The 23,029-nt window shown below is 65.3% G+C and carries 25 protein-coding genes; 12 read left to right on the top strand and 13 right to left on the bottom strand.

The features are described from left to right. The first annotated feature begins 62 nt into the window (after window positions 1-62). Entirely contained in the window at window positions 63-728 is a 666-nt protein-coding gene (locus ACU4IU_RS04315) for a DNA alkylation repair protein (protein ID WP_446655943.1), read from the top strand. On the opposite strand, the gene ACU4IU_RS04310 is transcribed toward ACU4IU_RS04315, so the two are convergent. Continuing rightward, on the bottom strand, window positions 717-1,790 hold the full coding sequence (locus tag ACU4IU_RS04310) for a saccharopine dehydrogenase NADP-binding domain-containing protein (protein ID WP_446655942.1): 1,074 nt from the start codon (window positions 1,788-1,790) through the stop codon (window positions 717-719). The two genes, ACU4IU_RS04315 and ACU4IU_RS04310, sit on opposite strands and share 12 nt — an antisense overlap. Before the next feature lie 70 nt (window positions 1,791-1,860). On the opposite strand from ACU4IU_RS04310, the gene ACU4IU_RS04305 reads away from it, so the two are divergent. After that, entirely contained in the window at window positions 1,861-2,826 is a 966-nt protein-coding gene (locus ACU4IU_RS04305; RefSeq protein WP_446655941.1) for a GlxA family transcriptional regulator, read from the top strand. Between the two features lie 22 nt (window positions 2,827-2,848). Here the strand turns inward: ACU4IU_RS04305 and ACU4IU_RS04300 are convergent, their stop codons facing one another. The 4 genes from ACU4IU_RS04300 to ACU4IU_RS04285 all read right to left on the bottom strand — a co-directional run bounded on the left by ACU4IU_RS04300 (window position 2,849) and on the right by ACU4IU_RS04285 (window position 5,724). After that, on the bottom strand, window positions 2,849-4,258 hold the full coding sequence (locus ACU4IU_RS04300; RefSeq protein WP_446655940.1) for an amidase: 1,410 nt from the start codon (window positions 4,256-4,258) through the stop codon (window positions 2,849-2,851). A gap of 70 nt (window positions 4,259-4,328) precedes the next feature. Continuing rightward, on the bottom strand, window positions 4,329-4,691 hold the full coding sequence (locus tag ACU4IU_RS04295) for a winged helix-turn-helix domain-containing protein (protein ID WP_139907164.1): 363 nt from the start codon (window positions 4,689-4,691) through the stop codon (window positions 4,329-4,331). A gap of 13 nt (window positions 4,692-4,704) precedes the next feature. After that, the gene (locus ACU4IU_RS04290; protein WP_172174022.1) at window positions 4,705-5,127 is read right to left on the bottom strand and encodes a hypothetical protein; all 423 of its coding nucleotides are present in this window, start codon (window positions 5,125-5,127) and stop codon (window positions 4,705-4,707) included. 147 nt (window positions 5,128-5,274) lie between these two features. After that, complete coding sequence (locus tag ACU4IU_RS04285) at window positions 5,275-5,724, bottom strand: flavodoxin family protein (protein WP_152349221.1); 450 nt, start codon at window positions 5,722-5,724, stop codon at window positions 5,275-5,277. 58 nt (window positions 5,725-5,782) lie between these two features. Here ACU4IU_RS04285 and ACU4IU_RS04280 point away from each other — a divergent pair, with 58 nt between their 5' ends. The 3 genes from ACU4IU_RS04280 (at window position 5,783) to ACU4IU_RS04270 (ending at window position 7,857) form a co-directional block, all read left to right on the top strand. Further along, complete coding sequence (locus ACU4IU_RS04280) at window positions 5,783-6,694, top strand: Sir2 family NAD-dependent protein deacetylase (RefSeq protein ID WP_446655939.1); 912 nt, start codon at window positions 5,783-5,785, stop codon at window positions 6,692-6,694. A 67-nt stretch (window positions 6,695-6,761) separates the two neighbouring features. Beyond that, entirely contained in the window at window positions 6,762-7,352 is a 591-nt protein-coding gene (locus ACU4IU_RS04275; protein ID WP_259357038.1) for a TIGR03085 family metal-binding protein, read from the top strand. A 103-nt stretch (window positions 7,353-7,455) separates the two neighbouring features. After that, window positions 7,456-7,857: a DUF4190 domain-containing protein gene (locus ACU4IU_RS04270; protein WP_446655938.1), complete on the top strand. Its 402-nt coding sequence runs from the start codon at window positions 7,456-7,458 to the stop codon at window positions 7,855-7,857. Window positions 7,858-7,952: 95 nt separating this feature from the next. Here the strand turns inward: ACU4IU_RS04270 and ACU4IU_RS04265 are convergent, their stop codons facing one another. From ACU4IU_RS04265 to ACU4IU_RS04230, 8 genes are read right to left on the bottom strand one after another with little or no spacing between them, the layout of a single operon-like run. Then, complete coding sequence (locus ACU4IU_RS04265) at window positions 7,953-9,560, bottom strand: polyamine aminopropyltransferase (protein WP_229664005.1); 1,608 nt, start codon at window positions 9,558-9,560, stop codon at window positions 7,953-7,955. Continuing rightward, window positions 9,557-9,985 carry a DUF350 domain-containing protein gene (locus ACU4IU_RS04260; RefSeq protein ID WP_052240077.1) on the bottom strand — a complete coding sequence of 143 codons (429 nt, stop codon included), beginning with the start codon at window positions 9,983-9,985 and terminating at the stop codon, window positions 9,557-9,559. The genes ACU4IU_RS04265 and ACU4IU_RS04260 overlap by 4 nt, the downstream gene beginning before the upstream one ends. 28 nt (window positions 9,986-10,013) lie before the next feature. Further along, a complete protein-coding gene (locus tag ACU4IU_RS04255; RefSeq protein WP_446655937.1) occupies window positions 10,014-10,454 on the bottom strand; it encodes a hypothetical protein in 441 nt (146 codons plus the stop codon). Continuing rightward, window positions 10,451-11,077 (bottom strand): DUF2617 family protein, encoded by a 627-nt coding sequence (locus ACU4IU_RS04250; RefSeq protein WP_446655936.1) that lies wholly within the window; start codon window positions 11,075-11,077, stop codon window positions 10,451-10,453. The genes ACU4IU_RS04255 and ACU4IU_RS04250 overlap by 4 nt, the downstream gene beginning before the upstream one ends. Then, on the bottom strand, window positions 11,077-11,727 hold the full coding sequence (locus tag ACU4IU_RS04245) for a DUF4178 domain-containing protein (protein WP_258041890.1): 651 nt from the start codon (window positions 11,725-11,727) through the stop codon (window positions 11,077-11,079). The genes ACU4IU_RS04250 and ACU4IU_RS04245 overlap by 1 nt, the downstream gene beginning before the upstream one ends. 24 nt (window positions 11,728-11,751) lie before the next feature. Next, window positions 11,752-12,780, bottom strand: coding sequence for a GNAT family N-acetyltransferase (locus tag ACU4IU_RS04240; protein ID WP_446655935.1), 1,029 nt, complete (start codon window positions 12,778-12,780; stop codon window positions 11,752-11,754). 31 nt (window positions 12,781-12,811) lie between these two features. After that, window positions 12,812-13,078: a hypothetical protein gene (locus tag ACU4IU_RS04235; RefSeq protein WP_446655934.1), complete on the bottom strand. Its 267-nt coding sequence runs from the start codon at window positions 13,076-13,078 to the stop codon at window positions 12,812-12,814. Beyond that, the gene (locus ACU4IU_RS04230) at window positions 13,075-13,737 is read right to left on the bottom strand and encodes a DUF1707 SHOCT-like domain-containing protein (RefSeq protein WP_181270943.1); all 663 of its coding nucleotides are present in this window, start codon (window positions 13,735-13,737) and stop codon (window positions 13,075-13,077) included. The genes ACU4IU_RS04235 and ACU4IU_RS04230 overlap by 4 nt, the downstream gene beginning before the upstream one ends. A 92-nt stretch (window positions 13,738-13,829) precedes the next feature. On the opposite strand from ACU4IU_RS04230, the gene ACU4IU_RS04225 reads away from it, so the two are divergent. The 7 genes from ACU4IU_RS04225 (at window position 13,830) to ACU4IU_RS04195 (ending at window position 23,029) form a co-directional block, all read left to right on the top strand. After that, window positions 13,830-17,234, top strand: a complete 3,405-nt coding sequence (locus ACU4IU_RS04225) for a DNA polymerase III subunit gamma and tau (protein ID WP_446655933.1) — start codon at window positions 13,830-13,832, stop codon at window positions 17,232-17,234. Continuing rightward, the gene (gene recR, locus ACU4IU_RS04220) at window positions 17,231-17,836 is read left to right on the top strand and encodes a recombination mediator RecR (RefSeq protein WP_025780860.1); all 606 of its coding nucleotides are present in this window, start codon (window positions 17,231-17,233) and stop codon (window positions 17,834-17,836) included. The genes ACU4IU_RS04225 and recR overlap by 4 nt, the downstream gene beginning before the upstream one ends. Before the next feature lie 145 nt (window positions 17,837-17,981). Continuing rightward, window positions 17,982-18,611: a DUF2975 domain-containing protein gene (locus ACU4IU_RS04215; protein WP_376906133.1), complete on the top strand. Its 630-nt coding sequence runs from the start codon at window positions 17,982-17,984 to the stop codon at window positions 18,609-18,611. Continuing rightward, the gene (locus tag ACU4IU_RS04210) at window positions 18,611-18,844 is read left to right on the top strand and encodes a helix-turn-helix domain-containing protein (RefSeq protein WP_376906131.1); all 234 of its coding nucleotides are present in this window, start codon (window positions 18,611-18,613) and stop codon (window positions 18,842-18,844) included. Before ACU4IU_RS04215 ends, ACU4IU_RS04210 begins: the two co-directional genes overlap by 1 nt. Before the next feature lie 363 nt (window positions 18,845-19,207). Continuing rightward, window positions 19,208-20,533, top strand: a complete 1,326-nt coding sequence (locus tag ACU4IU_RS04205) for an aspartate kinase (protein WP_446655932.1) — start codon at window positions 19,208-19,210, stop codon at window positions 20,531-20,533. Further along, a complete protein-coding gene (locus ACU4IU_RS04200) occupies window positions 20,530-21,582 on the top strand; it encodes an aspartate-semialdehyde dehydrogenase (RefSeq protein WP_181270940.1) in 1,053 nt (350 codons plus the stop codon). Before ACU4IU_RS04205 ends, ACU4IU_RS04200 begins: the two co-directional genes overlap by 4 nt. 376 nt (window positions 21,583-21,958) lie before the next feature. After that, window positions 21,959-23,029 (top strand): metal ABC transporter solute-binding protein, Zn/Mn family, encoded by a 1,071-nt coding sequence (locus ACU4IU_RS04195; RefSeq protein ID WP_446655931.1) that lies wholly within the window; start codon window positions 21,959-21,961, stop codon window positions 23,027-23,029.

Raw genomic sequence — 23,029 nt, 5'->3', positions numbered from 1 at the left:
ATCATCGGCTCACCTCAACTCATCCGCACTGCCCTAATGCTCAACCGAACCGGGAGCACATGATGACCACCAGCACCGAGGTGCTCGCCACCCTGGCCTCGCTCGAGGACGAGAAGATCCGCGCCGTCAACGCCCGCCACGGCGACGACCACGCGGTCAACCTGACGAAGCTGCGCGCCGTGGCGAAGGACCTGAAGAAGAACGATGAACTCGCCTCCGAACTGTGGGACTCCGGTGACACTGCGGCCCGCCTCGTCGCGATCCTCATCATGCGTCCGAAGGCCTGGAGCGAAGCACAGCTCGATGAGATGCTGCGTGACTCCCGTGTCCCGAAGGTCCACGGTTGGCTGGTCAGTTATATCGTCAAGAAATCGCCCCACGCCGAGGCGCTGCGCCGGTCGTGGATGGACGATCCGGATCCCGTGGTCGCCTCCGCCGGGTGGGCGCTGACGAGCGAACGGGTGAACCGGAACCCCGAAGGCCTCGACCTGACCGGTCTGCTCGATGTGATCGAGGCCGAGATGTCCGATGCCCCCGAACGTCTGCAGTGGGCGATGAACGAGACGTTGTCCTATATCGGCATCGAGAACCCGGACCTGCGGAAACGTGCCATCGACATCGGTGAGCGCCTCGGCGTTCTCCGCGACTACCCGACCTCGCCCGGCTGCACCTCGCCCTTCGCCCCGACCTGGATCACGGAGATGGTGGCTCGGAAGTCAGCGGATTGATTCGGCAGGCACCTGCCCCGCGAGACCGGACGCCGCTGATTCTTCGTCCGGAGAGCTGATCGTCAGCCAATTCGCGCTCAGGGCGGTGAGGAAGTCGGCGGCGTCGAAGGCCCCGCCCGGCGCCAGAGCCCCTGTGCCGGTGAACCGACCGTCGATGAGGCGGATGGCGGCTTCGACCACGAGTGGGGCGGTGACCTGGTAGATGTCGCGGCCGGACGCTCGCAGTTCGCGTCGGTGACCGGCTCGGTCGAGCCGGACATCGACGGTGAAGTTCTGGGCGGAACGACCGAAGTCATCCACCGCCTGTGGGGCACCGGTCTCCGAATCGGAGATATCGGCCAGTGCGGTCTCTGAGAGGAGATTGTCGATCCGGCGGGCCCGCAGATGCCGGTTCATGGTGATCATCTCGCTGAATGGCTGCTCGCGAACAGTCTGCTCACCGATCGGTGCCGGGAAGGCCCACTGGTGGCGACTGGGCTGTGGGGAGACGGGAACGAGCATCGATTCGGACACCCTCAGTCGAGTGGCTGTGTTGCGTCGGCCTGTGATCCGAGTCCCCGGGGTCGGCCACCACCGGTCGAGGCCGATGGCGACTGTCACCGAGTCGATCTCCTCCCATTCCCTGGCAGCGGCGGTGACGAGGAGGTCCGCCAGTCCGCCGTAGAAGGACATGGCCGGCACCACTGCCGTGCTCATCGGTGTCCGATTCGATCCGAATGTCTCGAAGAGTGCCTGCACGGACCCCTGTTCGGCGGAGACATCGAGGTAGTGGGCCCCGGCGCGGGCGGCTGCTGCGGCCAATGGCTCTGCGGTGTCGAGGAATGGGCCGGCGGCGTTGATGACTGCGGCGGTTCCGGCGACTGCGGCATCGAGATCTGTTGTGACGGCGACGTCCGCGACGCGGATCTCCGTTCCCGGAAGATTCTGGGCCATGGCGGTGAGGGCGGCTTCTCTACGACCGGAGAGGATCGGTCGCAGTCCGCGCCGAAGCGCCTCGGCGACGATGAAACGACCGGTATGTCCGTAGGCTCCGTAGACGAGCACTGCTGAGTTCTTCTGCATGGTTCAAGCTCATCACCGCGCGGCTGCGGGCACCAGGAGACGATGGGACACTCTGCGTACAATTTCAGACATGCATACCGTCGGGCTGGCCCTGCACCGAGATTCCATGCTCTATGAGACCGCGATCGCGGCCGAGGTCTTCGGCACCGATCGCTCGGACCTCACGCCGCAGGGCGACTGGTACGACCTCATCGTGTGCACCCCCACCGGCGAAAGTGCGCACTGGCTTCCGCAGGGACGCAGAGGCGATTTTGCCGACCTGCTCGAGGCGGATTCGATCGTCGTGCCCTCGACCACCGTCCTCGACGGAGAACCGGATCCGCAGCTTCTCGAGGTGCTGCGGACCGCCGCCGACGACGGCATCAGGATCTCCAGCCTGTGCACCGGTTCCTTCGTCCTCGCTGCGGCGGGGCTGCTCGATGGGCGTCCGGCGACCACGCATTGGATGCACGCGGCCGAACTCTCCCGACTGCATCCGAGAGTCGATGTCCGCGACAATGTCCTTTACGTCGATGACGGGACGATTCTCACCTCCGCGGGAAAGACCGCTGCTCTCGACCTGTGTCTGCATCTGGTTCGCCTCGACTTCGGAGTCGCGGCAGCCAATGCGCTCGCCCGCACGCTCGTGGTGGCCTCGCATCGACCAGGTGGTCAGAAGCAGTTCGTCATCGCCCCGGCCGATCCTGCACTCGATGACTGTCTCGGTGCCGCACTCGATTGGGCCAAGGGACATCTCGATGAGCCGCTTACCGTCGACGACCTTGCCAGTCGGGCCGCCGTAAGCAGCCGACAGCTCGCGCGCCGAATGCTTTCTTCGGTGGGGGTGACCCCGCTCAGATGGCTTCACAACCAGCGGATCCTCCGTGCGCAGGATCTGCTCGAGCGCACCGATGCTGCCGTCGAGATCATCGCCGCCCGCTGCGGGATGGGCAGCGCAGCCACCCTGCGACGTCACTTCCGGAACGAACTGGGCATCAGCCCCACTGCCTACCGGAATGCATTCCACAGCCCCGAGGAGAGACCGCTCGGGGCCTGAGGTGCCCCTGCGGTCGGTGGGCTCAGAGCCCGGCCGGGTGGCTGGTGTGGAAGTCTGTGACCTGCTGGAAGGCATGACCGGCGGCCAGCACCAAGGGTTCGGTGAAGTCACCGCCGACGAACTGTGCTGCCAGGGGAGTGCCCCGGTCGGTGAACCCTGCGGGCAGAGTGATCGACGGCATTCCGCAGTTGTCGATCGGTGCCGTCGGTACGGTCACCGCAGCGAACAGCTTCTGGTCGGAACCCAGGTTCGCCATCTGCGCGATCGTCGGTGAGCCGACGCCGATTCCCGGCAGCAGGAGCAGATCGATATCGGCCATGAGAGTGCGCATACGGCCGGTGAAGTCTCTCCGCGATTCGAGCAGCCGGTGGTAGTCGACGGCGGAGAGTCCGCGCCCGATCTCGATGAGACCGGACAGGTCGCGACCGTATTCGTCCGCCCGGGCCGGATACGTCTCCGAATGGACACCGGCGGTCTCGACCCCGCACAGAGCCGTCCATTCCTTGGCCGCGGCCTCAAAACCGGGAGCCTCGACCGCGAGCACCCGCCAGCCCAGGTCGGTCACCGTCTCGATGGTGTCCTCGAGCATCTCATTCGTCGCAGCGTCGAAGTGCTCTTCGGCCAGCTTGCGGTCGAAACCGACGACCGGGGCTCCGTCGACGCGCAACCTCTGCAAGTAGTCCGGTACCGGTTCGAGCGACGAGGTGGGATCGGCCGGATCGTGGCCGGCGATGGCCCGCAGCACGATCGCGGCATCACGGGAGCTGCGGGTCATCGGCCCGATGTGATCGAGGCTGGGAGCGAGTGCGAAGATGCCGTGGCGGGAGACCCGGCCCCAGGTCGGTTTGAGTCCAGTGACGCCATTGGCCGAGCACGGAAGCCGGATCGAGCCGCCGGTGTCCGAGCCGAGTGAGGCGAAGCAGAGTCCGGCCGCAGTGGCCACACCGGACCCCGAGGAGGAGACCCCCGACCAGGTGTCGGCATCCCACGGGTTGACCGGGGTCGGCAGGTCGGGATGGTGACCGGTGAACGCCCCCTCGGTCAGACGCAGTTTGCCGAGGATGACGGCTCCGGCGGTTCGCAGTCGGTTGACGACGGCGGCATCGAAGTCAGGGCGGAAGTCCGCATGGATCGTGGTGCCCGCACCGGTCGGTGCGTCGTGGGTGTTCGCAAGATCCTTCACCGCCACGGGGACTCCGTGCAGATCGCCGAGCCAGTTTCCGCGGTCCAGGAGGGAATCGGCGCGGTCGGCCTCAGCGAGGGCCGATTCGGCCATGACTGCGGCGAAGGCCTGCAGTCGGGGCTCGAGGTCGTCGATGCGTTCGAGCATCGCTTCGGTGACCTCACGCGAGGACAGCTGCCTGGTTCGGATGAGTGTCGAGACTTCGTGGAGCTCGAGGAACGGGATCTCGGTGCTCGTCGGTGTGGTCATCATGCCTCCCTGCATCGGTTTCCATCACCCTAGTCGATCTTCTCACCAGGGTGAACAGTCATCTACGGGGCTATGCTCCGGCCAGTTCCCGCAGTGCTTGGATGTGTGCCTCGAGACGTCTGCTCCCGTCTTTGCTGATCGAGACCCAGGTGCGCGGGCGTTTGCCCACGTACCCCTTCTTCACCTCGATCATTCCGGCCTTCTCGAGTGCGGTGATGTGCCGGGAGAGCACGGAATCGGAGACACCGAGGCTGTCGCGCAGCAGTTTGAACTCGGCCTTGTCCCGGTTCTTCAGGCTCGAGACGATGCCGAGCCTCGTGGGGTTGTTCAGCTCCGGTTCGAGCCGGGTCAGCGAGTCGCCGAGGTGGGGGATCGTCTCGTCTTCGGTGTGCGCGTCCTCTGGTTCGGTCGCGGAGTTCTGTTTCGCAGTCATCGTCGGTCCCTCCTCAGCGGCGCAGGGCCAGCAGGGAGAAGACCGGGGCGGCGACCCACAGCAGTCCTGCGGCGATGAACGGGATCGGACCGCCGGCGGCGAACGAATCGGCCATGACGCCGGCGACGAAGGCGACGATGATGACGCCCAGCCATGACAGCAGCAGAGCCGTGGAGCGGCGGCTCCAGGACAGGGCCTTGACGAGGTAGACGATCAGTGCCGGGACGAGCCAGCTCAGTCCGGCTCCGGCGACGACGAGCTGGGTGGTGTTGTCGTCGATGATGCCGATGGCCATGAGACCGACGGAGAGTCCTGTGGAAAGGACGAAGAGCAGAGTGACCAGCGGCCACGCATCTCCACCGCGGGCCCGGGACTGGTTCGCTTCGACCTGGCTGAGAAGATCTGCCGCCTGCTGCGGGGTGGGGTTCGTGTTCATGTCGGTTCCTCTGATTGGGGTTGCTCTGTGGAAGTAATTCCACAGTACCAATTACTTTCCATAGTGGAAAGTACTTTCACCAAAATTACTACCTGACGGCGGCCCAGCTACCTCGCGCGAGGTAGCTGGGCCGCCGTCAGGTAGCAATTAGGGGGTGGAGACTGCGACTGTGGCGGCCAGCTCCGTGGCCCGCTCCAAATGCTCCTCGGTGACTTCGCCGGTGAAGATGAGGGGGTCGAAGGCGAGCTTCCAACCTAGGCCGGTCGTGATCTGCTTCATCGCGGTTTCGGCACCGGTCGTGTCGTAGCCGCCGTGGATCCAGTAGGAGAACGGCCTGCCGGCGGTCGGCTCGCGCACCGCGTCATAGGTGGTGTCGAAGAAGTGCTTGAGGGCACCGGAGATATAGCCGAAGTTCGCGGTCGTGCCGAGCACATAGGCATCCGCGGCGAGCACATCAGCAACACTTGCCTCCAGCGCCGGGCGGATGGTGACGTCGATGTCGCCGAGCTCGGGCATACGCAGTCCGGACTCGGCCGCCTCGGCGATCCGTACCGTCGCAGCGGACGGGGAATGATGAACGAGCAGAACGTTGACCATGGCCCCACCCTAGCCCCGCTCGGTGCCCTCCGTCAGCTGCCATGTCTACAGTGGAACCATGGCAGTCATCTTCGACCCCCTGCGCGGACGCGTGCGTCCGGAGGCCAGCCACCCCGATGCCGCGATCATCGACGTGCTCACGAGGACCTATTCCGATGCGGACTGGGCGGTGCTCACAGGCGCGGGAATGAGCACGGACTCCGGCGTGCCCGACTACCGCGGACCGGATTCCCCGCCGCGGAATCCGATGACGATCCAGACCTTCCTCTCCCACCCCGATCAGCGAGCCAGGTATTGGGCACGGTCATGGATGGGCTGGCCGCGGATGCGCAGCACCCAACCGAACCAAGCCCACCTCGCCCTGGCCGACCTGTCCGTGGCCGGGATCATCACCCAGAACGTCGATGGACTCCATCAGGCCGCCGCCGAGGCGGTCGCCGCCGACCGGGGGAACGACGCCGGAGCCCCGGCGCCGAGTCCCGTCATCGACCTCCACGGCAGCCTCGACCGAGTGATCTGCCTGAGCAACGGACACCTGTTCGACCGCGACTGGGTACAGCGGAGACTGAGCGAACTCAACCCGGACTTCGCCGAGGAGGTCGGCATCGACCCCATCGACGTCGAAACCGCACCCGACGGCGACGTCGAACTCGAGGACACCGCCGGATTCGCAGTCCTCGACTGCCCCGAATGCGGTGGACTGCTCAAGCCCGATGTCGTCTATTTCGGCGATTCCGTCCCGGCCGCCAGGGTCCAGGCAGCCAATCGGATCGCTGACGGGGCCGCAGGTCTCGTGGTGCTCGGGTCCTCGCTGGCAGTGCTGTCGGGACTGCGGTTCGTCCGGACCGCAGCGAAGGAAGGCAAACCCGTCGTCATCGTCACCGACGGGCCGACCCGCGGAGACGAATTCGCCGACTTCCGGTCGATCTCCCGCGTCGCCGACTTCGTCACCGCGTGGGCAAGCCGGTGAGGAGATCAGGCTGCGATTCGGCCAGGCATCCAGGGGAGTCCAAGCCGGGAATGGAAGACTGAGAGTCATGAGAGACAATCTGGCTCGCGCCGAACGACTGCGCCTTGTCGACACAGCCCGCCGTGCCGGGGACGACGCACCCACCCTGTGTGAAGGGTGGACGGTCAGGGACCTTGCCACCCACCTCGTCATCCGCGAACGTCATCCCCGCGCTGCCGCGGGCATCTTCATGCCGAAGTTCTCCGACCGCCTGCAGGCGAAGGAAGACGAGTACGCCGAGATGCCGTTCAGCCGGCTGCTCGGACTCGTCGCCGCACCGCCGAAGTGGACCCCGGGCGCCCTGCCGGGAGTGGAGACGGTGATGAACACGACCGAGTTCCTCGTCCACCACGAAGACATCCGCCGCGCCGCGATCGAATGGATTCCGCGTCGGCTGTCGAAGGCGGAGACCGCGACCGTGTGGGCACAGACGAAGGTGGCCCTCCTGCCCTACGCGGCGAAGGCGAAGGGGCCCGTGACGATCGAAGCCCCGGGCTTCGGTACCCGCACAGCAGGGAAGAAGGGCAGCGGTGAGGCCACGACGATCACCGGGGCACCTCTCGAGCTGCTTCTCTATCTCATGGGACGGGTTGACCACGCACTCGTCGACGTGCGCTGAACTTCGGGAAAACCCTATCCAGGTCGGGGGATTGGTCCCTGTCGGCGTCCGGTGACGTCTTCCTAGGCTGGTATCAACAGCCGATACCAAGGAGACCAGCACCATGAACGCAACACCCACCCCGACTCCCGATCAGTTCGACCAGACCTCCGCGGGACAGTACCCACACCCGTCCGCCGGGCAGTACGAAGCACCGCAGAGCTACCCGACGCAGTATTGCAATGGCCAGCGTGCCGAGGAGGATCCGGGCAAGGTGCTCGGCATCGTCTCGCTCGTGGCGACCCTGTCGACCTTCCTCGGATTCAACTTCATCGGACCCGTCGTCGGCATCATCACCGGTCACATGGCGCGCAAGCGCTCACAGGAAGCAGGTTTCGGAGACAACGAGATGGGCAAATGGGGCTTCATCTTGGGCCTCGTCTTCCTCGGTCTCCTTGTCCTCGGATGGGCACTCGGAATCTCCTTCGGCATCGTCGGCGGCCTGGCCAGCCTCATGGCCGGCTGACCGCGACAAGAAGGCAACACCGACAGAGAAACCGCAGAGGGCCGACCCGTGTGGGTCGGCCCTCTGCCGATTTGAGAAGCCCGTGTCAGACGAATTCAGTATCCGACCCAGGCCCCGCGTTCCTGGTCGAGGACCCGCGGGTGCAGCAGCGTCGAGGCTTCGACCTTGCCCACAGCCGCGCGATCACGGTCCGGTGGGAACGTCGTCGAGGCGGCGAGCACCTCGGCGGTGGCGAATTTCAATCCGTCCGGAGCATCATCGGCCACGGTCACCTCGGGGCCCTCCCCGTCGAGATCGGCGAGGAAATATCCCCAATCACCGAAGCTGGGGACATCGACGTGATACGGAGTCGTCGACAGTCCCGCCTCGGCGACGGCCTCTCCGATGCCCCAATAGGCTTCAGGGGCGAAATAGGGGGAGCCGGCCTGGACGACGAGGCGCGCCTCCGGGGACATCACCTGGCGGATGAGCCCGTAGAACTCGATGCTGTAGAGCTTCGAAGTCGCCACATCATCGGGGTCGGGAAGATCGGCGATGACCGCGTCATAGGCCGAATGCTTCGCCTCGCGCAGCCACGTGAAGGCATCGGCGGCGATCGTTGTCACCCGCGGATCGTCGAGCGAGTCGTCGTTGAACGCGGTGAAGTGCTCCGAGGTCTTCGCCAGTTCGAGGACCGCGGGGTCGAGGTCGACGAGCGTGACTGACTCGACGTCGGGATACTTGAGGATCTCGCGCACGGCCAATCCATCGCCGCCGCCGAGGACGAGGACGTTGCGCCGCGGACCGTTCAGCAGCGGATGGACGAGGCTTTCGTGATAGCGGTACTCATCGGCCGAGGCGAACTGCAGATCCCCGTTGAGGAACAGCCGCGTATCACCGGTCCTCGTCGCCTCGGTGAGCACGATCTCCTGGTAGTCCGACCGCTGCGAATACACGATCGGATCCCGGTAGAGACGCTGCCGGGTGGTGACTTCGATGTCGTCGGTATACACCCACACAACGGTGAGCCCGCCGAGGATGAGCACAAGCAGCGCTGCCAACATGAGTTGGGCGGCGCGGCTGAGTTCGGAGCGGAAGAGCCAGAGGACGATGAGGATGCCCACCAGCGCGTTCGTCATCCCCACGGCCAGCGCACCGCGCGGCAGACCGAGCAGCGGCAGCAGGAGGAACGGGAAGGCGAGCCCGCCGATGAGTCCGCCCACATAGTCGGCGGCGAAGAGGTCGGCCACTGCGCTCGAGGCCTTCTGCGCGCGGATGCGTTGGACGAGCTCCATGAGCAGCGGGATCTCCGCGCCGATGAGCGCGCCGATGACGAACGCGAGGGCCACCATGGCCACCGTGTAGACGTCGGCGAACGCGAAGGCGAGGTAGAGCAGGATGACGGAGAGCCCGCCGATGATGCCCAGGGCCGCCTCGATGAGGGCGAAGGAGACCGCGGCGAACCCGGTCAGCCGCTTGGTCGCCAGCGAGCCCACACCCATGGCGAAGACCATGACGGCCAGGACGATGGAGGCCTGGACGATGGTGTCGCCGAGCAGATAGGACCCCAAGGCCACGAGCGCGAGCTCGTAGACCATTCCGCAGCTCGCGCAGATGAACACGGCGAGCAGGACGAAGAATCGGGCCGGCCCCGGACGCATCGGGAGGGTGATCGGTCGGGCCGCCTCGGTGGTGGTGCCGGAGCCGTCGTCAGCGGTGTTCAAAGGAGGGCTGCGGCCATGATGCCCGCGATGCCCAGGTGGGCGGTGGCGTTGACCCAGACCTCGGGGTGCATCTGTGGGGAGTTGATGATGTCGCCTGTCTTGCCCGGGGTGAGCAGGCCGATGAGCACGAAACTCACTCCCATGAGGATGATGCCGAGGATGCCGAAGACGAGAGTGGACAGGATGCCCGCGGCCAGGTCATCTGAGCTGGCGCGGATGGCTGCGATGACGATGATCGCGACTCCGGCCAGGTCGGAGGCGACGAGGACCGCGGCATTGCGCGACTTCTGCTCCCACAGGATGACGTGGAGCTTGCCCGGGGTGAGCAGGTCGACGACGAAGTAGCCGATGACCATGAGGAGGAGTCCGCAGCCCGCATAGGAGAGGACGACTCCGGTCTCGTAGATGAGGTAATTCAGGAGCATGTCTGCCTTTCGCTGTGCCTGATCGTGCCTATTTTCCGGTGCCCGGTCCGCCGCCGCGGAAGCCGGAGCCGTCGCCGTAGTTCGATCCGCCGCCGGAGAAGAACGGGAGGAAGAAGAATCCGCCGCCTCCGGAGCGGGACGAGTCGCAGCCGACGTAGTCATAGCTGCTGCCGTTCTTCTCGTAATCGCCCTCGCCGGGGTTCGAGACGTATTGGCCGTTGCTGAGGTCGTAGTCACCGCAGTTCGCCGACGACCCGGACGAACCGCAGCCTCGGAACATGTTGCCGATGACGATGAGGATGACGACGAAGAAGATGATCGTTCCGCAGCCGATGCGGCGCGGCTTCCGCCCCGATCCGCCGCCGGGCCGCTGCGGTCCGGAGGGACGCTGTGGGCCGGAAGGGCCGGAGTTTTCGCGGTCGAAATCGAAAGAGCCTCCGCCCATCGAGACGTTCGGTCCCTGGCTCATGTCGACCTCCTCAGCTCGCTGCTGCTGTGCACGATCTCTCCATGCTGCGGGTAGCAGTGCCACGACTGCCAAGCGATCCGCTCGGGACCTGCTGCGGTCAGCGACAGCGCCGTCAGTGCGCCGGGCTGTCCGGGGAACGCGACCGAGAGGTGGTCGTCTGCGGTGAGGGCACGGTCGGCACCGACGGCGAGTACCTCGGCGGCGGCCGTCGGGAAGTCCCCGGACACGTGGGTGCGGGTCGCGGTGAACCGGTGTTCGGTGAATCCGGCCCACCTGCCGTGGCGGATGTCCTCGCGGTCCCACCGCGGTCGTGTCTGCGACGAATCGTCCCCATCCTCGCCGAGGCAGGCGAAGGTCTCGATGAACACATCGGTGGGCCCGGTGCTCAGGACCGCCTGGTGGGAGGAACCGATGACGGTCAGTGTCAGGGTGAGGTGCGGTGCCTCCTCGGCGGGGGTGGGCCCGGTGTCAGCGATCACTGTGTCAGTGGGTGCGGCTACGGTAGGCACATGAACGTTGCGGGAGGCCAGCGGAACGATCCGGCCGTGGTCGAGGCTCAGCCGCAGCGCCTCGGCACTGGTGTCGGTGAAGGGGACGTCGAGCGGGCGGGGAAGGGTGAGCATCAGCTGCCGGAGTAGATGGTGAAGGAACCGGTCGGGATGGTCTCTCCCGTGCTCACTTCCCAGCGTCCGTGGTCGAAGCGTTCGAAGGCGAGCAGGCGGCCGTCGCCGGATTCGTAGTCGACATAGTCGACCCCGCCCTTCTCATTCAGTCCCGTGGTGCCTTCGGACCGGTAGGATGCGGTGCCGTGCTCGACGAGGTCGTAGTCGGTGCCGTCGATGGTGATGGTCCGGGCCTTCGGTTCGATGTCGAGGTCGGGGCGGTCGCGCCAGCGGGCGATCTGCACGTCGGGGTCGCGTTCGACGCTCAGCCACATGCGGGTCGCCGAGGCGTCGGCCTGGAAGAAGTGCTCGGCCCAGTCGTAGCCGCCTTCGGAGATGCGCAGGGTGCCGCGGACGAAGAACTTCTCGTTGCCGAATTCGAGGAGGTCCCCGGCCTTGATGGTCTCGGGATCACCGCCGGTGTTCTGGTCGGCGGCGAAGGGATCGCGCGGGGCGGGCGGCTGTTGTGTCTGCTCCTGCTTGCGGGCCTTGTTGGCACGTGTTCGGATGACGAGCACGGTCACGAGGACGACGATGATGAAGACGAGGACGGCGATGAGGAGTTCTGTGGGCACGGCGGTCTGCTTCGGTTCGATGGCCGGACGGGTCACCGCCCACTCTAGTCGACCGGAATGTCACGCGCGGCTGTGATCGGACTTCTTCTCCAGAGCGGTCATCGTGTCGGCGATGAAGAACCCGAGGTCGCGGTTGAGTGCGAGCATCGGTTCGTTGTCCGTCGCCGTGTACGTCTGCACCCATTTCGCCGAGGCGGTCGCCGCGACCGCGGGCAGCTGTCGCAGGTTCGCGACCTTGAGGGCCCGACCGATCCCGCGGCCTCGATAGGCTCGGTCGACGAGCGTGTCCTCCTGGATGACGATCTGCGGATCGTGGGACGAGACCATGATCTCCGTATAGCCGACGGCGAGATCGCCGACATGCGCCATCGAGCTGACCAAGGTCCAGCCCTGCTCTTCCATCCGCTCCTCATGGCTGCGGATCGCCGCAGTGCTGGCATGGGTGGCGGAGCGGGTGAGCTTGCCGACGGGCACGTCCTCATCCATCTGCACACGCAGTTGGGTCCAGGATTCCAACACCTCCTCGGGGCAGGCTCCGATCCATGAGGTGACCGAGAAGTCCGGGTCCTCCCTGATCACCGGCACAACCGTCGACGCGCCCGAATCCTTGTACCGATTCGCATCGGCGTCCAGGTAGGCGGGCAGGTCGAGCAGCAGTCGGTGCTCTTCGTTGCCGATGCTCATCCCGTGCGCCTGCGCGAAGGCGACCCCGGCCGGGCAGTAGGTTTCGGTCTGCACGATCTCCGAGGAATCGTCACCATCATCGAGGAACTGTGCGGCCGCCTCGGCGAGGGCAGTGCCGAAACCCTGCCGACGGTGAGCCGAGAGGACTCCGAGTTCGATATCGGTCGGAGTTTCGGGGGAGAGACTGATCTCGACGCCGCCGATGATCTCCTCGCCGAGGCGGCCTGCCAGGGCGATGTCCTGCCCTCCCGGACGCGGGTGGGCGAATTGGGTCAGCGTCGTCTCGGCGCTGCGCCACCAGGCGGCGGTGCGGCCCTCGGTGTAAGCGGTGCGCATGACGTCGTTCCACGTCAGCAGCGCAGATTCATCGTCGGCGGCGATGCGCGTGATCTGAATCTCAGACATAGTGAAAGTCGATCACGGCAGGTGCCGGTTTTCAAGGACGCCGCGGTTCGGGGTCCTCAGGACGGTCAGGGCCGTCGGTGCTGTTCGTTCCCTCGGGGTCGGACTGGTCCGCAGCGGATCCGCGGTCGGGTGGGTCGGTGGGGGCCGCCTCGGCGTGGGGATCGTGTTTGGGCAGGCGGGAGCCGATATGAGAACCGGGAGTGTTCATCACCCGGTACACGAGGAAGGCACCGACGCTGAAGACGACGACGATGCACAGGGTGAGGAAGATGACAGCACCGAGTCCGGGTTGCATCATTTCGCCATTCGCCGACGGTCGAAGTAGTTCGCGAAGCGGGCCTTGAACGAGCCCATGCCGATCGATCCGCCCACGCGCACGAGGGGTCGGCGCCCGGTTGGCACCGCATCGACCACGGATTTCACGCTGCCCCAGGACTTTGAGAGCTGGTCGACGTTGACCGCCCAGTCGTCGGGGATGACGACGGTGACCGAGCCCATACCGGCGACGATCTCGATCTCGATGACCTCGAGATCGGTCTCGACCTCGAGGAAGTTCAGCTCGATGTTCGACATCGACGGTTCGCAGCGGATATACGGCGGGACCGCCCACCTGGCGCGGCGGACCGCGGACTCCCAGCCGGCCTTGATGACGAGCGGATCGAAGCGGTCATGCCCCGTGATCGCCATCGCGCGGCCAGGGGCAGGGGCGATCGCCGAGGCGGGGCGGAAGCGATCGGAGGGCAGCTCGGTTGTGAGGTCGGCGAGCACCGCGTCGAGGTCGATGGGGAACTTCGCGGACTGGACCTTCTCCATCCGTTCGTCGAGCTCGTCGACCGTGATCCGACCGTCGCCGGCGGCTTCGCGGAGCAGCTCGATCGCCTCGTCGCGCTCTTTGTGGCCGATGCGGAAGGTCTTTGCGGGGTCGTTCTCGTCGGGGGAGGGGGTGGCTGAGCTCATGATCTCTATCGTGCCTGATCGGGAAGTCGGCGACAACGGCGGGGAGTCCGGGGCCGTGTCTCGTGTCAGCCGTTGGCATTAGGCTAGGGGACGTGTCCACCGCACTGTACAGAAGATACCGCCCAGAGACCTTCGATGAGGTCATCGGTCAAGAGCATGTGACCGATCCGCTGAAGGCCGCCATCGAACGCGGCCGCATCAACCATGCCTATCTGTTCTCCGGCCCGCGCGGGTGCGGCAAGACCACTTCGGCGCGGATCCTGGCCCGGTGCCTCAACTGCGAGCAGGGGCCGACCCCGGTGCCGTGCGGGGAATGCCCGAGCTGTCGGGATCTGGCCAACGGCGGACCCGGTTCGCTCGATGTCGTCGAGATCGACGCGGCCAGCCACAATGGCGTCGATGATGCCCGTGACCTGCGTGAACGTGCCGTCTATGCGCCTGCGCGCGATCGATACAAGGTGTTCATCCTCGATGAGGCGCACATGGTCACCTCGCAGGGATTCAACGCTCTGCTCAAGATCGTCGAAGAGCCGCCTCCGCACATCAAGTTCATCTTCGCCACGACCGAACCCGAGAAGGTCATCGGCACGATCCGGTCGCGGACCCACCACTATCCGTTCCGACTGGTGCCGCCGGAGGCCCTGGGCAACTACCTCGAGGAGCTGTGCGCTCGTGAGGGTGTGCAGGTGGCCAAGGGCGTGCTGCCGCTGGTCGTGCGGGCCGGAGGTGGATCGGTGCGTGACACGCTGTCGGTCCTCGACCAGCTCATCGCCGGGGCTGGGCCCGATGGGGTCGACTACGGTCGAGCCGTCGCGCTGCTCGGATACACTCCGGATTCGCTGTTGTCCGACATCGTCGATGCGTTCTCTGCCGGCGACGGTGCCGGGGTGTACCGCGCGGTGGAGCGGGTCATCGAATCCGGTCAGGATCCGAGGCGCTTCGTCGAAGATCTGCTCGAGCGCTTCCGGGATCTCATCGTCATCAACGCCGCCCCCGAGGCGGCCCATGCCTTCCTGCCCGAAGTGCCGCCGGACCGCCTGGAGAGGCTGACCCTGCAGGCCAATGGTTTCGGACAAGGTGAACTCTCCCGCGCCGCAGACCTGCTCAACGTGGGACTGACGGAGATGTCGGGTGCCACCTCGCCGAGGCTGCAGCTCGAACTCATCTGTGCCCGCATTCTGCTGCCCGGTTCCGGCCGCAGCCGGGATGCTGTGCTCAGTCGTATGGAGCGGATGGAACGTCGCATCGGCATGTCGGCCACCGGTGTGGCAGCGAACGTGCCGCCGCCGCAGGCAGTCCCGGATCAGGGTGCGGCGCAAGCCCCTGTGCAGGGGCAGGCACCTGCTGTCGATCAGGGACAGTCGGGCGGTCGACCGCCGGCAGGTGATGCGTCGCCTGGTGCGCCGGGCCGCGGGGCCGGAGCACCGGATGCGGATGCGACTGCCGGTCAGCCTCAGAGCGCAGCTCACGACGACTTCGACGACATCGCGGCCATGGCCGCGGCCGCCGAGTCGATGCTCAACGAACCGGTAGCGCAGCCAGCGCAGCAGCGTGAGCAGGGGCAGCAGCGTCAATCTGATCGGCAGGGGGCGCAAGGGCAGGCCGAGCAACGAGATCAGTCGGATCAGCAGGCTCAGTCGTATCAGCACGATGGCCAGACCGAGCCGGAGCAGGCATCGCCGTCCGGACCTCAATCTCAGACAGCGCTCGCGGGTCCGCAGCAGCAGTCTGCTGAGGATCCCCGGAGCGCAGCTGACGGCCAGCCGGCGCAGGAACAGCAGCCATCTCCCGATTCGCCGCCCGAGCCTGCGGCCGAAGCGTCGGGCGCGCCGCAGAATGAGTCGCAATCTGTGCAGGACAACCAGCAGAGACAGGGCTCTGCCGGTGCCTCCGCACACAGCTCTGCACCGGACTCCGCGCCGGCGAACCAGCCTCAGCGTCAGTCGGCTCCCGCGTCTGCGTCACCAGCCGGACCTGGCGATGGCTCACAACAGTCCGAGCAGGCAGCGGCACCGGAAGCGACCTCGGTGGCGGGATCCGGCGACATCGGCGGTGAGATCGAAGCGATCCGCCGCGCATGGCCGAGCATCCTCGCCTCGGTGGAGAAGCGCAGCCGACTGACACGAGCGATCATCGCGGCCAATGCGATCCCGCAGTCGTTCTCCGACGGGGTCGTCTACCTCGGCTTCAACAACGCCGGATCCGTGCAGGGATTCCAGCAGCGTGACCATGCGGCCAAACTCGCGGCGGCGATCAACGACGTTCTCGGCATCCAGGCTCGTATCGACGTCGGTGATGTCGGTCGGATCGGCGGAGGAACTGCCGGCGGAGGCAGCCAGGGCAAAGGATCCTCGGCTCCGCCCATGAATGACTCCGGCGGCAATCACGGACCGGTGCCGAGCCAACGACGCCCGAGTCCACAGGAGGTCGCCGCAGTCGTCGGTACTCGTGAAGTCGACAAACCACAGGTTGACCACGAGAAGTTCTGGGAACCCAGCGGTCCGACACAGGGTCCCTGGTCCTCCGACGACGAGGAGGGGGAACAGCCGGGCCCTCCGACTGAACCCACACCTCAGGACAACCCCGGTGAACCGGCCGAAACTACCGAAGAGGGATCGGCCGATTCTGAGCCGGAATCCTCGGTCGCTCAGGTTCCCGCTGCGGACTCGGCCGACTCTGAAGGATCAGACTGGACTGCTCCTGAGCCGAGAGATCCTGACCACGATTCTTCCGAACCAGCGGTCCCGGATGTTGTTGTGCCCGACCTGTCCGACGACGACTTCTTCGGTGCGCCGACAGACACCGGAACCGAGTCGACCGACTCCGGTAACGCACCGACCGACGACTTCGGACGGTCTGACCACTCGCGCGAGCAGGAACCAGCTCCAGCAAGGTCGTCCGGCTTCGCCGACGATTCGCCGATGGAATATGTCGAACCGCGGTGGGAGGAACCGAATTGGAACGACGGTCCCTCCCCGATCGACCCCTCACCGGTCGATGCGGCATCGACAGGCACAGCCTCGAACGACGTCGACGAGACGAGCGCCGGCAGCGGAGCTGTCGACGTCGGTGCCGTCGTCGTTCCGCCGCCCGACGACGATCTCGACTATCCCGATCTCGGCGACACCTCGAGCGACTTCGGAGGAGGTGCCTTCGACCAGTCGGCACCTGCCGTGCAGTCGCCGCCACCGACCCATGGGGGAGAGGCGAAACCGTTCAAATCGCGCTTCGCCGCACTCGCCGAAAAGCACGGTGCCACCACCACTCCGCCTGCCGGACCCGGCTACGGATCTGCTCCGCAGGCCAACCCGGCAGGCGGGACAGCACCGGGGGCCGCCTCGGCGCCGGGATCGAACCCCTACCCGCAGGGGTCGGGATCGGACGAGGACGAGTATGATCCGGAAACGGACCTCGACGTCTCCGAAGCGCCGCAGATGGGCGTCGATGTGATCGCACGGGTCCTCGGCGGCGAAATCATTGACGAAAGAGAAGTATGAGCGCTGTATACGAAGGTGCCCTTCAGGACTTGGTCGAAGAGTTCGGCAAGCTTCCGGGCATCGGGCCGAAATCGGCCCAGCGTCTGGCGTTCCACATCCTGCAGACGGACTCGCAGGACGTCAATGCGCTGGCCCAGGCGCTCACCGACGTGAAGAAGCGAGTGCGGTTCTGCGAGATCTGCGGAAACGTCTCCGAGGAGGCCGAATGCACGGTCTGCCAGGACCCGCGCCGCGATCGGTCGATGATCTGCGTGGTCGAAGAGCCCAAGGACGTCGTCGCAATCGAACGGACCCGAGAATACCGGGGCCTCTACCACGTCCTCGGCGGAGCCATCGACCCGATGGCCGGGGTCGGGCCCGACAACCTGCGGATCAAAGAGCTCATGACGCGTCTGCAGGACGGTGAGGTCAAGGAGACCGTCATCGCCACCGACCCGAACCTCGAGGGCGAAGCCACCGCCACCTACCTCGTCCGCCTGCTCGGATCACTCGGCGTGACCGTCACCCGCCTGGCCTCGGGGCTGCCCGTCGGCGGCGACCTCGAATACGCCGACGAAGTCACCCTCGGTCGGGCATTCTCCGGTCGTCGCGAAATCGACTGACCGCCTCGGTTTCGCCCTCTTGACACCATATCGATAATCGTGAAACATATTGTTTATCGATATATCGACAAACGATAAATCATCGGATGCGGCGAAGGTCGGCGGAAAGCTCGTCTGCTGCTCGCCGGGACGGGAAGGCGTTGTCATGTCACCGACAGAGGAACAGAGGCCGGACGGCGAACCTCAGAAGCGCAAGGCGTTCGGAACAGGTTACGAACTATGGATCGGTTTAGCGGTCGGCTTCTACGTCATCTATGCCGTCACTGATCTCGTCACGCGAATGATCCGCTCCGAAGTGGCGGTGACGGTGGACTTCTCCGACGGCTCCGCCTCCTCGCTCGATGCCGGGAACGGAGCGGTATCCCTGTCCGGACTCACCGAGATCGTCGTTCCGACGGCCGACGTCTCGGCCGGGGCGGTCGTGCTGGTGACCATTGCCGAAGTCACTCTTATCCTCACCGTGTTGGCGGCCGCGATCTCCCTGGTGCCTGTCATCCGTGACATCGCGGCGGGAACACCCTTCACGCCCCGGGCATCCCGCGCCTTTGCGGCGTTCGAGTGGATCGTGGCGATCGGGTGGATTCTCCACTTCATCACCAAGGTTCCCGGCGGCAACTGGATCTCCGCCGATATCGGCATCGCTGATGAAGTGGAGCCGGGAATCACCGTCGTCCACGCATTCTTCGTTCTCGGGGTCGTCGGCGGCGCCGAACTGCTGCGGCGGTGCTTCAGATCAGGACGCGAAGCTCAAGAAGAGCTCGAAGGGCTCGTGTGATGGTCGAGGGATTCGGCTCCTCCCGGGTCATCTGCCACCTCGACAGTCTGCTGACCCGGCGAGACATGAGCCTGACCGAATTGTCCAAACGCGTCGGGGTCTCGCTCGCGAACCTCTCCGTGCTCAAGAACAACAGAGCGAAGGCCGTGCGCTACTCCACTCTCATCGCTCTGTGCGAGGTCCTCGACTGTCAGCCTGGTGACCTCTTCACCGTGGAGCGACGATCGGACTGACCGTCAAGAGCAGCGCCCGTCGGCACGAAGCCGGCGGGCCGCCTCGGCGAGTGAATCCGGCGTTCCACGATGCCTCGTTTATAACGATTTCTGAGCAGGGGCTGAACGCCCGGTGACCAACCGCCGCCTCGCCTATGTGCACAGTCAACGCTCGGGTCCGCAGGGGCGGACATTCGGCCCGGTCAGGCGGTGTCTGAATGACGGGCGAAGGTGAAGCGGAATGACGCACCTCATACAATGGTTCAGGTGCCGGGAGCCCGACACGGCTGAAATCCTGATCGATGCAGCACGAGACCTCCATGTTTGGAACCATGGAATCGATCGCCTGGCACGGAACTTATCAGCGATAAGGAAGATACTGCAGTGAGCATAGTCGTCCAGAAGTTCGGTGGGTCCTCGGTAGCCGATGCGGAATCGGTCAAGCGGGTGGCCAAACGAATTGTCGAGTACCGTCAAGCCGGTCACGAAGTAGTTGTCGTGGTGTCGGCCATGGGTGACAGTACCGATGATCTCATCGACTTGGCCCAACAGGTTTCCCCCATGCCCCCCGCCCGTGAACTCGATATGCTGCTGACCGCCGGTGAGCGCATCTCGATGGCGGTGCTGGCCATGGCGATCGCCAACCTCGGCTTCGAAGCCCAGTCCTTCACCGGCTCCCAGGCCGGAGTCATCACCGATGAGCAGTTCGGCAAGGCCCGAATCATCGACGTCACTCCCGGCCGCATCCGGTCCTCCCTCGACGAGGGATACGTTGCCATCGTCGCAGGATTCCAGGGCGTCAGCCAGACTGCGAAGAACATCACCACACTCGGCCGCGGCGGCTCCGACACCACCGCTGTGGCACTGGCCGCGTCGCTCGACGCCGATGTGTGTGAGATCTACACCGACGTCGACGGCGTCTTCACCGCGGATCCGCGGATCGTGCCCACGGCGCGCAAGATCGATGAGATCGGCTACGAAGAGATGATGGAGATGGCCGCCTCGGGCGCCAAGGTCCTCATGCTCCGCTGCGTCGAATACTCCCGCCGTTACAACGTGCCGGTGCACGTGCGGTCCTCATTCTCTCGCAACCAAGGAACCTGGGTGACCGATTCACCCATCCCCGAAGCCTTCCGCCAGGGCCGGGGATCATCGACCCCGGCAGCGGAACCAGAAACGGAGTCCACCATGGAACAGGCAATCATCTCCGGCGTCGCCCACGACCGCTCGGAAGCCAAGGTCACGATCGTCGGTGTTCCCGATGTCCCCGGCAAGGCCGCTGAGATCTTCAAGACTCTGGCCAAGCAGGAAGCCAACATCGACATGATCGTCCAGAACATCTCCACCCGCGAGCCGGGGAAGACGGACATCTCATTCACCCTGCCCATGGACGACGGAGCCAAGGCGCTCGAGGCCCTCGACGGTGTGAAGGCAGAGATCGGCTTCGACCAGGTCCGCTACGACGACCAGATCGGCAAGCTCTCCGTCGTCGGCGCCGGAATGCGCTCCCACCCGGGCGTGACCGCTACCCTGTTCGAAGCGCTCAGCGAAGCCCAGGTCAATATCGACATGATCTCCACCTCGGAGATCCGCATCAGCGTCGTCACCCGAGCAGACCTGCTCGACGACGCGGTCCGTGCCGCTCATGCCGCCTACGGACTCGACAGTGAAGACAACGAAGCAGTGGTGTACGGAGGTACCGGACGATGAGCGTCAATATCGGAGTAGTCGGTGCGACCGGCCAGGTCGGCGGAGTCATGCTCGACCTGCTGGCCGACGATCCCGGGTTCGAGATCGGGGCCCTGAGGCTCTTCGCCTCGGCCCGTTCGGCCGGGAAGACGATCGACTTCAAGGGTCAGCCGATCACCGTCGAAGACGCCACCGAGGCGGATCCGAGCGGACTCGATATCGCCCTGTTCTCCGCCGGTGGGGCGACGTCGAAGGCACAGGCCGAGCGTTTCGCCGCGGCCGGTGCCATCGTCGTCGACAACTCCTCGGCGTGGCGTTCGGACCCGGAGGTTCCGCTCGTCGTCAGTGAGGTCAACCCGGATGCCCTTGATGAGCCGCCCAAGGGCATCATCGCGAACCCGAACTGCACGACCATGGCCGCCATGCCCGTGCTCAAGGCTCTCCATGACAAGGCCGGACTGAGCCGTCTCATCGTGGCCACCTACCAGGCCGTGTCCGGTTCGGGTCTGTCCGGGGTCGAGGAGCTCGCCGGTCAGCTCGAAGCCGGTCTGCCCGATGCGCGCAAGCTCACCACCGACGGAAACGCGGTGAGCCTGCCGGAGCCTGACAACTACGTCGAACCGATTGCGTTCAACGTCCTGCCGATGGCCGGATCGGTCGTCGACGACGGGCAGAACGAAACCGATGAAGAGAAGAAGCTGCGCAACGAGAGCCGGAAGATCCTCGGACTGCCCGACCTGCTGGTCGCCGGCACCTGCGTGCGCGTGCCAGTCTTCACCGGACACAGCCTGAGCATCCACGCCGAATTCGACTCCGACATCAGCCCCGAGCAGGCCACCGAGATCCTGTCGCAGGCACCCGGAGTCTCCCTCGACGAGGTCCCGACCCCGCTCAAGGCCGCAGGTCGGAACGACAGCTACGTCGGCCGCATCCGCGCCGACCAGTCGGCACCAGCAGGCAAGGGACTCGTCCTCTTCGTCTCCAACGACAACCTGCGCAAGGGCGCGGCACTGAACACCGTGCAGATCGCCGCTCTGCTGGCCAAGAAGCTCGAGGCGAAGGCCGCCTGAGCCGGCAAGGCAACGACAGTCAGGTGATGAACCGCCCGGAAGCACACGCTTTCGGGCGGTTCGTTGTTTCCTACAGTCGCACTCGACTGCCCGTCAGCGGCAGTCTCGTTCAAGGCCACGCTCGTTTATCCAGAGTTCCCGCACGCCGGTCGAACTTGTTCAAGCGCAACCGCAGATTGCACGCGGTACACGGAGCGAAAAGTGCGCTCCGCCTTGAACGAGCGGACCTCGGGTGACGGTATGGGTGCCAAGTGTCGAAAGTGGCCAGAACATATAAAAGCGTTGCTATATATAAATATTTATATTAGTGGCGGGCCTCTGATCTGAGTATCGTCGACGATGTTGCTTCATCCTCGATGCCTTAGAAAGGCTCCTCATGACCTCCTCGCGCATTCTTCTCACTTCCGCTGCCATCGCCTCCTCGGCGACGCTGGTCCTCAGCGGCTGCGGGGGACAGGCCTCCGAAGCCGACACCGGGGCACTGCGCGTGGTGACCTCGACCAACGTCTACGCCGACATCGTCTCCCAAGTCGCCGGCGATTTCGCCGAGGTGAGCCCGATCATCGATGATCCGAACCAGGATCCTCACTCCTACGAGGCGACCACGCAGGATCGACTCAAACTGTCGAAGGCCGACCTCGTGGTACAGAACGGCGGCGGCTACGACGCATTCATGACCGGAATGCTCGATGCCTCCGGTACTGACGTCGACATCATCGATACCGTTTCGATCTCGGGCCTGCCCGGCTCGGAAGGCCTCGGCAACGAGCCCCACGACCATGAACACGGTGAGGGCCATGACGACGAGGAAGCCCACGGCGGCGGGCACGCTCACGAAGACGAGGAGGCACATGATCATGAACATGCCGAAGAAGGCCACGATGAAGAGGGCCACGAAGGCCACGATCACGGATCATTCAACGAACACCTGTGGTACTCGGTCCCGACGATGACGAAGCTCGTCGACGAGGCGGCGACCCACCTCGGCAAGGCCCTGCCGGAACATCAGGGCGAGTTCGAGGAGAACGCGAAAGAGTACAAGGCGCAGCTGACCGCCCTGCAGGACGATATCGATGCGGTGAAGAAGGAACACGGCGGCGAGAAGGTCGCTGCGACCGAACCGATTCCGCTGTGGCTGTTCGACGATATGGGGCTCGAGAACGTCACCTCGGTGGAGTTCCTCGCCGCGGTCGAAGAGGGCAATGATGTGCCGCCGCTGGTGCTCAAGGCCGCGGAGAAGCAGATCTCCGATGGAGATGCCGTGCTGCTTGGATACAATACTCAAGCGGCAGGTCCGCAGGCAGAGGCCTTGAAGTCCACCGCTGAGGACTCCGACGTCCCGGTCGTCGACCTCGCCGAGACCATGCCTTCGGGAACGCACTACGCCGACTGGATGGGTGGCTACATCACCGAAATCTCAACCGCACTCGAAGGGCACAAGCACTGA

Source organism: Brevibacterium sp. CSND-B09 (assembly GCF_052906525.1).
The sequence above is the reverse complement of the archived record's forward strand: the minus strand, read 5'-3'. Positions and strand labels throughout refer to the sequence as shown.

Coding starts and splice junctions, on each gene's coding strand:
- ACU4IU_RS04215 (WP_376906133.1), top strand. CDS start 17,982: ATGTCACCGACAGAGGAACAGAGGCCGGACGGCGAACCTCAGAAGCGC.
- recR (WP_025780860.1), top strand. CDS start 17,231: ATGAGCGCTGTATACGAAGGTGCCCTTCAGGACTTGGTCGAAGAGTTC.
- ACU4IU_RS04315 (WP_446655943.1), top strand. CDS start 63: ATGACCACCAGCACCGAGGTGCTCGCCACCCTGGCCTCGCTCGAGGAC.
- ACU4IU_RS04275 (WP_259357038.1), top strand. CDS start 6,762: ATGAGAGACAATCTGGCTCGCGCCGAACGACTGCGCCTTGTCGACACA.
- ACU4IU_RS04305 (WP_446655941.1), top strand. CDS start 1,861: ATGCATACCGTCGGGCTGGCCCTGCACCGAGATTCCATGCTCTATGAG.
- ACU4IU_RS04260 (WP_052240077.1), bottom strand. CDS start 9,985: ATGCTCCTGAATTACCTCATCTACGAGACCGGAGTCGTCCTCTCCTAT.
- ACU4IU_RS04255 (WP_446655937.1), bottom strand. CDS start 10,454: ATGAGCCAGGGACCGAACGTCTCGATGGGCGGAGGCTCTTTCGATTTC.
- ACU4IU_RS04200 (WP_181270940.1), top strand. CDS start 20,530: ATGAGCGTCAATATCGGAGTAGTCGGTGCGACCGGCCAGGTCGGCGGA.
- ACU4IU_RS04310 (WP_446655942.1), bottom strand. CDS start 1,790: ATGCAGAAGAACTCAGCAGTGCTCGTCTACGGAGCCTACGGACATACC.
- ACU4IU_RS04235 (WP_446655934.1), bottom strand. CDS start 13,078: ATGATGCAACCCGGACTCGGTGCTGTCATCTTCCTCACCCTGTGCATC.
- ACU4IU_RS04250 (WP_446655936.1), bottom strand. CDS start 11,077: ATGCTCACCCTTCCCCGCCCGCTCGACGTCCCCTTCACCGACACCAGT.
- ACU4IU_RS04240 (WP_446655935.1), bottom strand. CDS start 12,780: ATGTCTGAGATTCAGATCACGCGCATCGCCGCCGACGATGAATCTGCG.
- ACU4IU_RS04280 (WP_446655939.1), top strand. CDS start 5,783: ATGGCAGTCATCTTCGACCCCCTGCGCGGACGCGTGCGTCCGGAGGCC.
- ACU4IU_RS04300 (WP_446655940.1), bottom strand. CDS start 4,258: ATGACCACACCGACGAGCACCGAGATCCCGTTCCTCGAGCTCCACGAA.
- ACU4IU_RS04195 (WP_446655931.1), top strand. CDS start 21,959: ATGACCTCCTCGCGCATTCTTCTCACTTCCGCTGCCATCGCCTCCTCG.
- ACU4IU_RS04270 (WP_446655938.1), top strand. CDS start 7,456: ATGAACGCAACACCCACCCCGACTCCCGATCAGTTCGACCAGACCTCC.
- ACU4IU_RS04285 (WP_152349221.1), bottom strand. CDS start 5,724: ATGGTCAACGTTCTGCTCGTTCATCATTCCCCGTCCGCTGCGACGGTA.
- ACU4IU_RS04230 (WP_181270943.1), bottom strand. CDS start 13,737: ATGAGCTCAGCCACCCCCTCCCCCGACGAGAACGACCCCGCAAAGACC.
- ACU4IU_RS04210 (WP_376906131.1), top strand. CDS start 18,611: ATGGTCGAGGGATTCGGCTCCTCCCGGGTCATCTGCCACCTCGACAGT.
- ACU4IU_RS04295 (WP_139907164.1), bottom strand. CDS start 4,691: ATGACTGCGAAACAGAACTCCGCGACCGAACCAGAGGACGCGCACACC.
- ACU4IU_RS04290 (WP_172174022.1), bottom strand. CDS start 5,127: ATGAACACGAACCCCACCCCGCAGCAGGCGGCAGATCTTCTCAGCCAG.